Consider the following 14,684-nt stretch of genomic DNA (forward strand, 5'->3'; position numbering starts at 1 on the left):
ATTTTTATAATGGAAAAATAGGCTATTCAAAAAAATGTAAAATAAATAACTTTCTTGTTTTCTTAATATTTGGTAAACTATTTTAGTCATTCTAAAAATAATCGGAAAGAGTGATTTTGGATTTTTTCATTAAGTTTGAAGTAATTTAGGCGGAGGATTTCATCATGAAAGTGTTTGTTCATTTAATGTGGTTTTTTAAACAGGAGAAAAAGTCCTATCTAACAGGTATTTTTCTATTACTTCTAGTTGCGCTCTTACAATTAGTGCCCCCTAAAGTCATTGGAATTGTTGTTGATGAAATCGAGAGGGGAACCCTTACTGGGGGAGTGCTCGCTAAGTGGATTGGGGTTTTAGCTCTAGTTGCGCTAGCTATGTATTCTTTACGTTATTATTGGAGAATTATGATCTTTGGTTCAGCGGTAAAGCTTTCAAGGTTATTACGAAATAACTTGTATAACCACTTTACCAATATGTCACAGAGGTTTTATCAGAAGCGTAGGACAGGGGACCTAATGGCTCATGCCACCAATGACCTTCAGGCCGTCCAACAAACAGCAGGTGCAGGGGTTTTGACTCTTGTGGATTCTTTAGCAACAGGTGGTTTTGTAATTCTTGCAATGGCAACGACGATCAGCTGGAAACTAACGCTTATATGTTTAATACCTATGCCTTTTATGGCTCTATTAACTAGTTGGTATGGGACATTATTACATAAGAGATTTCATTTAGCTCAGGAAGCGTTCTCTTCATTAAATGACAAGACTCAAGAGAGTATAACAGGGATTAAAGTCATTAAGACATTTGGTCAAGAAAAAGAAGATATTGAAGACTTTAGAAAACAATCAGAGGATGTTGTTCAAAAAAACATATCGGTTGCCAAAATAGATTCTCTATTTGATCCGACCATCTCTATCATTGTTGGGATCTCTTTCTTCTTAGCTATCTCATTCGGCTCCAGATTTGTTATAAACGGTGAACTTACGATCGGTCAATTAATCTCATTTACAACGTATCTAGGTCTGTTAATCTGGCCTATGCTTGCATTTGGCTGGTTGTTTAATATCGTGGAACGCGGAAGAGCTTCCTACGATCGTATAACTGCTCTACTGAATGAGAAAGTTGATATTAAAGATGAAGAGGGAGTTTCAGATCGAACACCTGGTGGAGATATTCAATATCAGATTGATGAATTCCAATACCCGAACGAAAAAGAACCTTTGTTAAAGGATATTTATTTTTCAATTAATAGAGGAGATACGGTAGGGATTGTAGGAAAAACAGGTGCTGGTAAAACTACTTTATTAAAGCTATTAATTAGGGAGTTTGACATTACCAACGGGCAAATTACATTTGGAGGCCGACCGCTAGATACATATAAGTTGGCTAATCTTAGGGGTACTATAGGGTACGTACCTCAGGACCATTTCTTGTTTTCGGCAACAGTCGGTGAAAATATCTCTTTCGCTAGACCAGAATCAGATACTGAGGAAATATATCATGCTGCCAGAATAGCAAATATCCATAACGATATACTCGAATTTACAAATGGATATGAAACGGTTGTAGGGGAAAGAGGAGTTTCTCTTTCAGGTGGACAAAAACAACGTATATCTATTGCACGAGCGTTAATCATGGATCCAGAAGTGCTTATTCTTGACGACTCGCTATCAGCCGTTGATGCAAAAACGGAGGAATCTATATTATCTGCATTGAAAGAGAATCGGGAAGGAAAAACCACAATTATCACAGCACACAGATTAAGTGCGATTAAGCATGCTAACCTGATTATTGTCCTTGAAAATGGACGAATTGCTCAAAGGGGAACCCACGATGAGTTAATGATGGAATCAGGTTGGTATAAAGAGATGTATTTACGCCAACAACTTGAAGAACTTGTGGAACATGGAGGGTAAACGGGATGGAAAATGAAACTTATAACAGTGGTAAAGGGCAGCGAAAGGTTTTATTCCGCTTATTAACCTATGCGAAACCACATTCGAAAACAATTATCCTAGCTTTTACCTTGTTGATACTAACCACGATTGGAGATATTCTTGGCCCGATCCTAGTCAAAATTTTTATTGATGATCATCTAACACCAAGAAATTTAAAGTTTGAGCCACTTTTTACTCTAGCTGCTGCTTACATCGGTATCCAGATCATGAATGTGCTTATCTCCTATTTTCAGTTGTTAAAGTTCCAAGAAATTGCCTTGAAAATTATTCAAGAAATACGGATTGATGTTTTTTCAAAGGTTCAATCATTAGGGCTGAAGTATTTTGATAAGACTCCTGCAGGGAGCATTGTTTCGAGGGTGACGAATGATACGGAAGCCATAAAAGATATGTTTGTAACCGTCCTTGTTACTTTTATTCAAAGCGGCTTTTTAATGTTTGGAATCTTTGTAGCGATGTTTATTCTAAATGTAAAATTAGCTATATTTTGCTTGTTCATCCTGCCAGTGCTATTTTTGATTATTAAAACGTATAGAAAGCTTAGCTCTCGATTTTATCAGGACATGAGGGAGCGCCTCAGTGAACTGAATGCAAAGCTAAGTGAGTCCCTACAAGGCATGGGAATCATTCAAGTGTTTCGTCAAGAAAAAAGGTTAAGAAAAGAATTCGGAGATATTAACGAAAAGCATTACCGAGCAGGGATGAAGAATATAAAAGTAGATGGCTTACTATTAAGGCCAGCAATCGACCTTGTCTATGTTTCGGCCCTGATCGTTGTACTGAGTTTTTTTGGGATTACTTCGTTTAATAGTCCAATTGAAATAGGAGTCCTTTACGCTTTTGTAAATTACCTAGATCGTTTCTTTGAACCAGTTAACAACATGATGATGCGTCTATCATTGTATCAACAAGCGATTGTGGCAGCTTCGAGAGTATTTAGACTATTGGATGAAAAAGAGCTTTCACCTTCTCAGACTGATCTGGCAGAGACTATTCAAGACGCTGATATCGAATTTAAAAATGTAAGCTTCTCATATGATGGGAAGAGAGATGTATTAAAGAATATTTCTTTTAGAGCGAGACCTGGTGAGACTGTGGCGTTAGTTGGTCATACAGGAAGTGGGAAAAGTTCAATCATTAACTTAATGATGCGTTTCTATGAGTTTAACCGGGGAGATATACAGATTGATGGTAAATCAATAAAAGATTATCCAATCGATGAAATTAGAACAAAAATGGGGCTTGTGCTTCAGGACCCATTCCTGTTTTATGGATCTATTAAGGATAACATTCGCCTTCACAATAATGATTTAAGTGATGAAGACGTTAAGGAAGCAGCTCGCTTCGTTCAAGCACATACATTTATTGAAAAACTAGAGGACCAATATGAACATAAAGTAGTAGAAAGAGGCTCAACTTTTTCTAGTGGTCAAAGACAGTTGATTGCCTTTGCTAGAACCATTGCGGCTAATCCGAAAATTTTGGTTCTTGATGAAGCAACTGCAAATATTGACACTGAAACAGAAGAGGCGATTCAATTAGCCTTAGCTAAAATGAGGCAAGGTAGAACAACTATTGCTATAGCTCACAGATTATCAACGATCCAAGATGCTAATTTGATTCTCGTCCTACATCAAGGTGAAATTGTAGAAAGAGGAACTCATCAAGAGTTATTAGCATTTAGAGGGCTGTATCACAAAATGTATTTATTACAAAATGGTTCAACAGAGAGACTGGAAGATGTCGTAGGGTAATATTATTCTTGAAAAAATAAAACCAGCTTGAAAGTTTCAGTTCAAGCTGGTTTTATTGTGTCTGGATTTTTTTAATAAAGATTCGGTTATATTCGTTTAAAAGAGTATCGAGCTCTTGACTGTACCGTATAGCGGTTGAAGAATTCAATCCATTCTGCATAGCAACATCAATTAATTCAGCTCGCTTTTTTTCAATTAGTGTGAGAAGTTCTTGTTTGGACACGGCTGATATTCCTTTCAAAATAATTCTACGCTAGTATGTAAAGTGTTAATAATTATAGAAAAAAATGTATTTACTTATATAGTATAACGAACTTTGGTAATTAATTCAAAGGGAAAATCTAGTAAAATTGAACTTAATATTTTCATAGCATGATTTATAAATGTTATCATATGAATAATATATAAAAACAGTGTCCATGTTGAAAAAAAGTCTAATACACAAATTGTTCACAGTCTATTCATTACCCTTTCTCATAGAGATTTGTTAGAATGAAGGATGAATGATTTATAGTAGGAGTTGTGCATATGACAGATGTGAATGTATTCTTAGCTCTAGGTGCAGGATTTTTAAGTTTTATCTCACCGTGTTGTTTACCGTTGTATCCTGCTTTCTTATCGTATATCACGGGTATGTCAGTTGGGGAGCTTAAAACGGACAATGCATTGTTACAAAGACGTAGCTTATTGCATACGATCTTTTTTCTATTAGGATTCTCGGTTATATTTATAGCGATTGGATTTGGGACGTCCTTTATAGGTGAATTTTTTATTGAGTATCAAGATTTAATTCGTCAAATAGGTGCTATCTTTATTGTTCTATTTGGTTTGATTGTGGTAGGAGTTTTTAAACCAGAGTTTATGATGAAGGACCGTCGAATAGAGTTTAAGCACCGTCCGTCAGGTTACATAGGGTCGGTTCTGATAGGGATGGCTTTTGCCGCAGGATGGACGCCTTGTACGGGTCCAATTTTAATGACAGTTATCGCTTTAGCCGCTTCAAACCCAGGATCAGGAATGCTTTATATGATTGCGTATTCTTTAGGTTTTTCCATTCCGTTTTTGATTTTGTCGTTCTTTATCGGCAAAATGCAATGGATTAAAAAGCATAATGTAAAGATTATGAAAATCGGTGGCTATATCATGATTGTAATGGGGATTGTCCTCTTCTTTGACTGGATGACAAGAATTATCGCCATGTTCTCTGGTGTCTTCGGTGGATTTACAGGTTTTTAATTATTTTTCATCCTTTTTATTGAAGTTCCATAAATAATTAGGTATATTGTAATAGGTTGTGTATTTCTCAAAAGGATTTTTGTCTTTTTATTGCTTTTTAGAGAAAGTATTATATAAATAGATTTTTCTGTTGATAGTGTCGAGGGGGAAAACAGCAATGGCTAGAATATTAATAGTAGATGACGCAAAATTTATGAGAATGACTCTATCTAACATTTTAAATAAGGCGAACCATGAAGTAGTTGGTGAAGGCGAGAACGGTAAAGAAGCCATTAAACTGTATAAGGAATTATCACCAGATTTAGTTACTATGGATATCACAATGCCTGAGATGAGTGGTCTTGAGGCTGTGAAAGAAATAAAAAAAGACTTTCCAAACGCAAAAGTCATTATGTGCTCTGCAATGGGACAACAAAAGATGGTCGTAGAAGCAATTGAAGCTGGAGCAAAGGACTTTATTGTAAAGCCATTTGATGAAGGTCGAGTATTGGATGCAATCAACAGAGTACTAAGTTAACTATCTGCCATTTAAGGATGACTTAAATGGCTTTTTTAATTTAGATTGCAATGGAACTTGTGACTTAACCGTTCAATATTAAAGAGATTCGTGCAGTCCTTTTTTTAAAAGTCTTTTTCTTCGTAGTTTATTTAGGATATAATAATAGTGTTAAACTAATTAGGTAAAGGATGAATGATATGAACCTGGTTGTCGCTTCTTCGATTGGAGCCATCTGCATGGCCATACTTGCCATGTTCATTCGTATGAAAGCTGCAAAAAAGCCGGTTTCAGCAAAAAAAATCATACTGCCCCCAATTTTTATGAGCACGGGAGCACTAATGTTTATACATCCAATGTTTCGAGTAACGCCGCTTGAAATACTGGAAGCTGGATTAGTCGGAATGATATTTTCAATTTTATTAATTAAAACTTCTAAATTTGAAATAAAAGGAAATGACATCTATTTAAAAAGATCTCGGGCGTTTATTTTCATTTTAATTGGATTGTTAGTGATTAGAATAGCCGCCAAGCTGGTGCTGAGCGTCTCTATCGATTATGGTCAGCTGAGTGGAATGTTCTGGATTCTAGCTTTCGGTATGATCGTTCCATGGAGAATTGCGATGTATCGAAGTTTTCGAAAGCTGGAGCAGCAGGTTAATACGAGAACAGTTTAAGATTTTAGGTAACGTCAGTCGAAGAATAGACTGGCGTTTTTTTTAATAAAAAACCATTCTTTCTTCAGAAAGAATGGTTAAAATAAGTGTTTATACGGAGTCATGTCAACTTGTCTCTCCGATAACTTTTTTCTTAAAAATTTGTGATCTCGTTTTGGTGTTGCTAAAATATATCCACGAATAATTAAATCTTCATTAATTTGGTTGCTCTTTTCATTTAAAGCGAGTTCACCAATTTTCCCTGCGATTTTTTGCTTGGCAACATCTCTAAAAAGTTCAGGAACTGGGCTTACTAAATCTTCTAGAAGTTTTTTTTCTTGATCACCCCATAAGTGGATGGTCTCTTTAACATAGTGTTCTTCCCAGTCTAAGACTGATTTTCCATCTTCTTTAGGGAGTCTTTTCAAAAACTTCCGAAACATAAAATATCCGCCAATCCAAAACAAACCTACTAAAATAAAAACCCATATCACAATAAACCACGAAAACCAACCTTCAAGAGCCATACTTTTCATGTTACTTCACCTACAAAAACGTTTATTTACATGTCCTATTATAGACTTTATGGTATTGTTTAGACAAGCTATACGAGAAATGTTCAAGTTATATAGATACAAAAGGAAAATAAAGATTTAATATTTGTACCATTTATGAACATTAAACGTATTGGTTGAAAAAATGTTATTCTATCAGTATAATAAAAGTTGTCCATACGGGATTGATTGGGGTACTGGTGTCCTCCACGGTCTTCAAAACCGCTTGTGTCCTGCGTGCCAGGATAGCTGGGTTCGATTCCCAGGCAGTCCCGCCAAAAAAATATTGTTATTATCAACGTTAGTATAATATTCATTACATATATCTAGTTCGTTCGACCTCCTTGCTATATTTTTAAGGAGGTTTTTTTAGTGCTCATTTTGTTAGTTGAACTATAGCAAGAATAAACATGTAGACTACATAAAGTTTAGGCTTTAAGAAGGACGGAAATAAATAATTCCTGCTGAAGGGAAGTGAGACCTTCTACCCCAAAAAGCTATCCTAAAGGAAGATTATTGATCATTCTTACATATTATGTGGTTTTGTTATTGGCGATCTGTTCGTATATCTGAATATAGTTATCAATATTGATTAGTATAAAAAAACACCCTGTAGTAGGTGTTTAGGTAATTAATCTTTATAAATGGGAAAAGACATCTTGATTTTCGTGCCCTTCGAAGGTGCGCTTTCTACATGAACCTTTCCAAACATTCCCTCGACAATTCGGAAGACCACCATGAAGCCAAGTCCTGTTCCATTTTCTTCTTTTAGGGAGAAGTAAGGCTCCCCAAGTCGTGCTACTTGTTCAGGTGTCATTCCTATTCCGGTATCCATGACGTACACATGGAGTTGTTCTTTTTCTTCATGGGTGATCAATGAAAGAGTGCCTCCCGTACCCATGGCTTCAATGCCGTTTTTACAAAGGTTGATAAGGGCTTGCTGGAACTTATGAGGATCGCCCTTTATCCTGTTATGGTGAAAATGGTTTACTTCCATCGAAACCCCTTGTTTGTTGGCAAGAGGAGTCATCACTTCTCTGCAGAGATGAATAGTCTCTTTTAAATCAATAGGTACAATCTTTTCCGGATGTGGCCGAGCAAAGGTCAAGTAATCACTAATGATAGCTGTTGCACGGTCCGTTTCAGAAATGGCATGTTGGGAGTACAATTTAGCTTCCCTCGGGATGTTTGGGTTCTCATGGATCAATTGTAAAAACCCTTTGACTGTGGTGAGTGGATTACGCACTTCATGACTGATGCTTGCAGCAAGATGGCTTACGGTCTCCATTTTCTCGTATTTAAACGACTCTAGTTGAAGAAGGTACGATGTGCGGAGTACCTCACACAAGTAACACACAAAAAAGGTGGAAAAGGTTAAAATAAGCGAAAAGAGCAAGAACGCTTTTAAGGAATGAAAACCAAAAAACAGCTTCGGAATCATGAAAAGTAATAAGGAATAGATAAATGCTAAAAAGGTAAGGTACATGACTCGTTGGAACAACGATTTATTTAATAATCTTGGATACATTCCCATCATGACTACAGCATAAACGGAAACAATAATCATCGTTACCCATATTCCATACCCACCAAGAGGAAGTCGAATAATTACCATCACAAGAGCAAGTCCCCAGATTCCACGTTTCCCCAAGTACATGCAACCAAGTAGGAAAGGCACAAATCGTAAGTCATAGTAAAACCCTTCCTCAACTGGTACCGATAAAATGAGACTTCCCACCATTCCTGTTGTCGCAACTCCAAAAAGGAGGGGTGTTCGTAATCTGGCGGAATACGCCTTTCGATTCTTAAGGACCACTAAGTTCACGAGCAGAATAGAAATTAGTATGAATAGAAGATTTATAAGTAAGTGATAGACCAATTCTGTCATTAGTAGTTCCTCCCAAAGGCTTGTCCCTTTATTTTAGAAGAAATTCCTTTTTATAACAATATGAAAGATAAGTTGATAGAGAAAAATACAGATGGACATGTTTAAAGAGACACATGTGCTACCATTCCTACTCAGAAGAAAATCAAAAAATATACTCTTACCCTCCAAGAGAAAAAACGCTGACATGGATGGATATCAGCGAACTTTCCTATAAAGAACCAAATTTTGTGGTAGAAATGGCTGCTGCTTTATTTGCAAAATTAGTATAGTCTGTTAGCCCAGCTTCGTTTTTGGGGATTCCCTTTTCATGAAAACAGGAAAGGAGGGCCGCCATAAAAGCATCTCCAGCACCTGTTGTATCTAATGTATTAACGGGAATTCCAGGTACTTGAACAATAATATTTTTATGAACGGCACATGCTCCATCCTTTCCTTTTGTAATAAAAAGGTAGGGAATGTCCATTTTGGCGATCAGTTCTAATCCTTTTTCAAGAGTTTTCGTCTCTGTTAAAAAAAGCAACTCATCTTCAGCCATCTTTACGATATCCGCTTTTTTAATATAGGATAAGATCGTTTCCCTACACACACCCTCACTCTCCCATCGTTTCAACCGGATATTGGTATCAAAAGCTACCCACATCTTCTCTTCCAGGGCATAATGTAGAGCCAGTTCAGTTGTTTTTCTAGCAGTTGGGTGAAATAAAGTGCCTGAGCCAAAATAAAAGATTTTACTACTCATAAACGGATCTTTGCGTAGTTCCTCATAAGTAATCCACTCATCCGGAGTTTCATTTATGTAAGAATGGAAATAACGATCCCCAACCGGATTTAAATGAACAAAAACTGAACAAATCTTTTTTTTAGGGTGAAGGGAACAAAAGGAAAGATTCACGTCTTCACTCATTAATTTTTCTCTAACAAACGTACTTGTTTCATCCTTTCCTAAGCAGCATAAATAATAGGAAGGAATGTTATACCTCCTAATTCCAACAGCAACATTAACAGTAGCTCCGCCTAATAATTGTTGATAGGTCGTATTGAACGGATCCGTTGCAATAAAATCAACGATGACTTCTCCAATGGATGTAACACCTTGCTTTTTCAATATGTACCTCCTTCTTAACAACAAACTTATATCTAAAACTGTAAACATACATATTTGTTTTCTTATATTAACAGCTACTCTTATGATTTGAAAATAGAAAAGGACTTTTTTGAGTTAGACCGATTTTTTTTAGAAAATAGTTAAAGATTTAATGTAAAGAGGTGGGAAAATTAAATTCTTTAAAAACTAGATTTTAAGTGGTCTAGTCTAGTAGAGTAAGAATGATAGCGTTTTCTGAAAAAATACGAAGGCAGGGAGATTATATGTTTCAACATATTGCAGTATTAGGAGCCGGGGTTATGGGTCATGGGATTGCCCAACTTTTTGCACAGGCGAAGAAAGACGTTCAACTATATGATATGTATCCATCCTCTCTAGAAAAAGCAAAGAAAAGCATTAAAAATAGTATAAGTATGTTAATAGAAAAGGGGTTGCTTACAAAGGAAGAGGGAGAACAATCCTTAAATAGAATTCATTTTACCACGGAATTACCGACAGCCTTGAAGCAGGCGGAATTAATTATTGAAGCAATTCCGGAAGTCATTGAAATGAAATGGGAGATGTATCAAAAAATAGAAGAACTAGTCGGGAGTGAGGTTATCATTGCTTCTAATACATCGGCATTTCCTTTAACTCTGCTCCATGAGCATAGTAAGTATCCGGAGCGTTTCATCATCATGCACTTTTTTAATCCAGCCCAACTTGTACCGCTAGTTGAGATAGTAAAAGTAGATGTTACCAATGAACAAATAGTGAATGCAATTGAGAAACTTATGTTTGAAGTTGGAAAATCTCCAGTAGTTTTACAAAAAGAAGTGCCGGGATTCATTGCGAATCGACTTCAGTTTGCAGTCATTCGAGAGGCATTATGGCTTTTTGAAAACAATGTAGCTAGTGCTGAAGACATTGATATAGCTATGAAAGAAAGTTTAGGGTTTCGTTATGCTTTTATTGGACCACTAGAGTCGATGGACTTTGGAGGGCTAGATACAATGGATTATATCTGTAACAATTTACTTCCTAAGCTATCGGATGTAAAAGAAACTCCTCATGCGCTTCAAACATTAGTTGAAAAAGGGAAGCTTGGCGTTAAAACAGGAGAAGGATTTTATACATATGATGGGGAGAAGGCAGTAGAAAAAATAAAAAAACGAGATGATTTATTTGTGGAGTTATTAAAGCTGAAGTCATAGAGGATAAAAAGAATCCACATAGATATGATGAAACGCCTGATCCCTATTCTATAAGGAATCAGGCGTTTTCTTATGTGCTTAAAATTCATTGGTGAAAAGCACCCAACGAGAAACTCCACTGAGTGTCAGTTCTATTAAATGTGCACTTAACTTATCTTCCAATAAACATCTGTGTCCAGTAATTCCCTTCAACATGCCCGACACCAATATGGGTAAAGTTTGAACTTAAAATGTTCTTACGGTGACCTTCACTGTTCATCCAAGCAGTTACAACTTCCTGTGGTGAACGCTGACCCATCGCAATGTTTTCACCAGCAGAACGATATTGAACAGCGAATTGCTTCATCATATCAAATGGTGACCCGTAAGTTGGGCTTGTATGTGAGAAGTACCCATTACTCTTCATATCGGAAGATTTAACTCTGGCAACTTCACTTAATTTCAAATCAACCTTTAGCGGCTGCAAACCATATTTTGCACGTTCATTATTTGTTAAAGTCACAACTTCTTGCTCAAACTGACTTAATGAATAAGTAGCCTGATTGTTAGTTTCATTCGTTTGCTCAACAGGCTGCTGTTGTGCTGGTTGCGGAACTACTGGGCTTTCTTGAACAGGTTGTTCATTCTTTGATTCTGTCGGTTGTGCTTGTTCTGTTTCTTTTCCTGTCTGCTCAGTTGGTTGCCCTGGTAATTCTTTTAATTGAGTTTGATAGTTATGAGAATAGTATTTTTTAAGTAGGCTTTGAATGAAATCATTCCAATTCGTATGGTTGGTAACAGATACAACGTAACGGCCCTCATATACTTTTTTTGCTCCATCTAAATTCTCAGCAGAACTAGCTAATGGTCCTGTAACCAATAGGGCTCCTGCAACTACTAAGGATAATACAGTTTTCTTCATATTCAAGTCCTCCTAGATGTTTTTTCCCTCTGATACAACCACATCATAGCATGTGAATTTTGTAATATTTCAGGGAGGATTTTCCTGTGTGTGAAAAATCAAAACTTCTTTACTATTTTCATCTCTATCAATTGTTCAAAAATATTAGATTTTAATGAATTCTATCTGAATTCGGTAATCTGGCTTTCTTTAGTAGAAGTGGTAGACAATACTAGGATATTCCTATTGACAGGTTTTTGCCGGAGGAGGTTATGTAACGGATGTTAATATTTTATGACAAATGTGACTCTGGCTTTTCTAGTATAGTTCAAGCCTTGGATACACGCTTTGACCAAAGGTTCTAAGTGTTAATGTTATTAGATTTGTATTCCTGTAATTAGTCTCCGGAAATCCTTTCTTAGCAATTGCCTCTAGTTCCAATTTTTAAGATTCTGATATTCATCTAACACACTAATTAAATCTAATTATTAACGGACTGGAAAAGTATTTACAAAACATTCGGCGGTATGGATAATTAAGGAAATAGAGATAAGGGGGATATTTATGTTACGCCGTAAATCGTTATATGGGATATTGGTTTTAGGAATATTCATTGTAATTGGTTCTTTATATTTCTTCACAGACAACCAACCTAATACGTCAGAAAAAAATATGAGTGTTAATAAGGAAGTTGGATCTGACAATAACACAGTTGGAGAAAATGAAGACAACAATAGTAAGGAAGTTAATCATGAAAATATAATTAAGGAAATTATTAACATCAGCGAAGAGGTTAATGCCGATAATATGTATGAGACGGTGACCTATTTAGCGGAACAACCTAGGGCTGCTGGTACCGAGGGTGAAAAGCGAGCAGTGGATTACATAGAAAGCCAGTTTAAGAGTTTAGGATACGAAACAACCATTCAGGAGTTTCCAATTGAGTATTATAAGGAAATTCGTAAAGCGATAACTATTAATGATAAGCCTTTAGAAGGAGATATTCGAACATTATTTGGAAGTAATGTTAGTGGAAAAGTTAAGGGTGAGCTTGTGCATGTTGGTAAAGCAACAGTTAGTGAAGTTGGAGAAGAAGTAAAAGGAAAAATTGCTCTAATAGAGAATAGTGCACGACCATATTATGAAAAGATTAGTAATGTAATGAACAAAGGAGCTATTGGAGCTATTATGTATAACGACCAGCCAAATGGTAGCTTCAATGGGATGGTAAAAGACGGAAATGACATCCCTATCATCACGATTTCGCGTGATCAAGGACAGAAGTTGGTTGATCAGGTAGAGAAAGGTACAGTTATAGCCTCTTTGGACGTGGAGGTTGAAAAAGTAACGACTCCCTCCTACAACGTAATAGCAACAATGAAACCAGACAATAGCAATAACACAGGTCAGATTGTAACAGTTGGTGCTCATCATGACTCGGTTCCTGGAGGTCCAGGTGCGAATGATGATGCTTCGGGCGTATCAGCAGTATTAGAGCTAGCTAGAATTTTTTCACAAAAATCGATAGATACTGAATTACGCTTCATTACATTTGGTGCTGAGGAAAAAGGGCTAATTGGTTCAACATACTACGTTAACAATCTTCCGTCAGAAGAGAAGAGTAAGATCATTGCCCACTTCCAAATGGATATGGTAGGTGCCGCAGCCGCTGGAGGGCAAAATCCTGCTGGGGGCTTAATCATGTTTACACCAGACGGGCGTAAAAATCTTGTAACGGATTTAGGTGCAGCCGCTTCTAAAAATATTTTTTCAGAGGCTATTCCATACGGGGAATTAGGTCGAAGTGATCATCAACCATTTCACGATGTAGGAATCCCAGCTGCTTTATTTATTCATGCTCCATTAGAGCCCGATTACCATCAACCGACTGATACAATCGATAAAATAAGTAAAGAAAAGCTGCAACAGGTGGCAGAAATCATTGGTTCAGCCGTACTCACAATTGCTAGCCCAGAGACACCTGCCATTGCCGAAGACAAAGCTGTACCTGCTTTGGTTGAATATGAATATGAAAATCGAGCTTTATAATAATTTAGTCTGGTTAGTTCGACGAATATTGGTGGTGGAAAACTTTAATCTTATAACTCTTATTAATCAAAGTGCTTACTACACTTCAAATTGAGTTTGGTTGAGGATTTTCAGAATAACAACGAACTAATAACTCAAAAACATCCACATATGCATCCAGTGCACAGTCTGTGGGTGTTTTTTCTTTTGGCTCTTTTCCGGAAAACTGCTATTTGAAAGTTAAAAGGTAGCTTCAGATAGAAGAATTGAGGGGAAGAGGAGTACGTTCAGATGGTCAAACCAACTCTGACAGTAGAAGCTGAAAAATGCAATAAACGTTCAGAAGACGGATCAACTTATGACAGGAGAAGGAGAAAAAAGTGAAGTACAGTCAGAAGGTGATCTAACTTCTGATAGGAGAAGGAGAAAATAGCGATAGACAGTCAGAAGACAAACCAACTTCTGACAGGAGAAGGAGAAAATAGCAATAGACAGTCAGAAGACAAACCAGCTTCTGACAGGAGAAGGAGAAAAAAGTGAAGTACAGTCAGAAGGTGAACCAACTTATGACAGGAGAAGGAGAAAAAAGCAATATACAGTCAGAAGGTGAACTAACTTCTGACAGGAGAAGGAGAAAATAGCAATAGACAGTCAGAAGACAAACCAGATTCTGACAGAAAAAGGAGAAAAAAGCGAGTTACAGTCAGAAGGTGAACTAACTTCTGACAGGAGAAGGAGAAAAAAGCAATATACAGTCAGAAGGTGAACTAACTTCTGACAGGAGAAGGAGAAAATAGCAATAGAGAGTCAGAAGATGAACCAACTTCTAACAGGAGAAGCTAAAAATAGCAGTAGACAGTCAGAAGGTGATCTAACTTCTGACAGGAGAAGGAGAAAATAGCAATAGAGAGTCAGAAGGCGAGCAATTAAGTATACATG

12 protein-coding genes and 1 tRNA gene are annotated in these 14,684 nt (G+C 36.7%); 8 read left to right on the forward strand and 5 right to left on the reverse strand.

The window, feature by feature from the left end:
* Positions 1 to 164: 164 nt before the first annotated feature.
* A complete protein-coding gene (locus tag ACFYKX_RS01000) occupies positions 165 to 1,913 on the forward strand; it encodes an ABC transporter transmembrane domain-containing protein (protein WP_389357188.1) in 1,749 nt (582 codons plus the stop codon).
* A 5-nt stretch (positions 1,914 to 1,918) separates the two neighbouring features.
* Complete coding sequence (locus tag ACFYKX_RS01005; RefSeq protein ID WP_389357190.1) at positions 1,919 to 3,709, forward strand: ABC transporter ATP-binding protein; 1,791 nt, start codon at positions 1,919 to 1,921, stop codon at positions 3,707 to 3,709.
* Between the two features lie 52 nt (positions 3,710 to 3,761).
* Here ACFYKX_RS01005 and ACFYKX_RS01010 read toward each other — a convergent pair whose 3' ends face one another.
* Positions 3,762 to 3,932, reverse strand: coding sequence for a Spo0E family sporulation regulatory protein-aspartic acid phosphatase (locus ACFYKX_RS01010; protein ID WP_389357192.1), 171 nt, complete (start codon positions 3,930 to 3,932; stop codon positions 3,762 to 3,764).
* Positions 3,933 to 4,237: 305 nt separating this feature from the next.
* On the opposite strand from ACFYKX_RS01010, the gene ACFYKX_RS01015 reads away from it, so the two are divergent.
* The 3 genes from ACFYKX_RS01015 (at position 4,238) to ACFYKX_RS01025 (ending at position 6,118) form a co-directional block, all read left to right on the forward strand.
* Positions 4,238 to 4,945, forward strand: coding sequence for a cytochrome c biogenesis CcdA family protein (locus tag ACFYKX_RS01015; RefSeq protein WP_389357194.1), 708 nt, complete (start codon positions 4,238 to 4,240; stop codon positions 4,943 to 4,945).
* Between the two features lie 157 nt (positions 4,946 to 5,102).
* On the forward strand, positions 5,103 to 5,462 hold the full coding sequence (locus tag ACFYKX_RS01020; RefSeq protein WP_389357196.1) for a response regulator: 360 nt from the start codon (positions 5,103 to 5,105) through the stop codon (positions 5,460 to 5,462).
* A 179-nt stretch (positions 5,463 to 5,641) separates the two neighbouring features.
* On the forward strand, positions 5,642 to 6,118 hold the full coding sequence (locus tag ACFYKX_RS01025) for a CcdC family protein (protein ID WP_389357198.1): 477 nt from the start codon (positions 5,642 to 5,644) through the stop codon (positions 6,116 to 6,118).
* 77 nt (positions 6,119 to 6,195) lie between these two features.
* Here the strand turns inward: ACFYKX_RS01025 and ACFYKX_RS01030 are convergent, their stop codons facing one another.
* Positions 6,196 to 6,633: a DUF2621 domain-containing protein gene (locus ACFYKX_RS01030; protein WP_389357200.1), complete on the reverse strand. Its 438-nt coding sequence runs from the start codon at positions 6,631 to 6,633 to the stop codon at positions 6,196 to 6,198.
* Between the two features lie 199 nt (positions 6,634 to 6,832).
* Between ACFYKX_RS01030 and ACFYKX_RS01035 the strand changes: the two genes are divergently transcribed.
* Positions 6,833 to 6,929, forward strand: a tRNA-Sec gene (locus ACFYKX_RS01035).
* 353 nt (positions 6,930 to 7,282) lie between these two features.
* On the opposite strand, the gene ACFYKX_RS01040 is transcribed toward ACFYKX_RS01035, so the two are convergent.
* Both ACFYKX_RS01040 and ACFYKX_RS01045 read right to left on the reverse strand, forming a co-directional pair.
* Positions 7,283 to 8,539 carry an ATP-binding protein gene (locus tag ACFYKX_RS01040; RefSeq protein ID WP_389357202.1) on the reverse strand — a complete coding sequence of 419 codons (1,257 nt, stop codon included), beginning with the start codon at positions 8,537 to 8,539 and terminating at the stop codon, positions 7,283 to 7,285.
* A 208-nt stretch (positions 8,540 to 8,747) separates the two neighbouring features.
* Positions 8,748 to 9,644, reverse strand: a complete 897-nt coding sequence (locus ACFYKX_RS01045) for a carbohydrate kinase family protein (RefSeq protein ID WP_389357204.1) — start codon at positions 9,642 to 9,644, stop codon at positions 8,748 to 8,750.
* 263 nt (positions 9,645 to 9,907) lie between these two features.
* On the opposite strand from ACFYKX_RS01045, the gene ACFYKX_RS01050 reads away from it, so the two are divergent.
* Positions 9,908 to 10,837, forward strand: a complete 930-nt coding sequence (locus ACFYKX_RS01050) for a 3-hydroxyacyl-CoA dehydrogenase family protein (protein ID WP_389357206.1) — start codon at positions 9,908 to 9,910, stop codon at positions 10,835 to 10,837.
* A 151-nt stretch (positions 10,838 to 10,988) separates the two neighbouring features.
* On the opposite strand, the gene ACFYKX_RS01055 is transcribed toward ACFYKX_RS01050, so the two are convergent.
* Positions 10,989 to 11,738 (reverse strand): CAP domain-containing protein, encoded by a 750-nt coding sequence (locus ACFYKX_RS01055; protein WP_389357208.1) that lies wholly within the window; start codon positions 11,736 to 11,738, stop codon positions 10,989 to 10,991.
* Between the two features lie 543 nt (positions 11,739 to 12,281).
* On the opposite strand from ACFYKX_RS01055, the gene ACFYKX_RS01060 reads away from it, so the two are divergent.
* On the forward strand, positions 12,282 to 13,766 hold the full coding sequence (locus tag ACFYKX_RS01060) for a M28 family peptidase (RefSeq protein ID WP_389357210.1): 1,485 nt from the start codon (positions 12,282 to 12,284) through the stop codon (positions 13,764 to 13,766).
* Positions 13,767 to 14,684: the final 918 nt, after the last annotated feature.

Origin of the sequence: Cytobacillus spartinae (assembly GCF_042865285.1) — a bacterium.
Lineage (GTDB): Bacteria > Bacillota > Bacilli > Bacillales > Cytobacillaceae > Robertmurraya_A > Robertmurraya_A spartinae.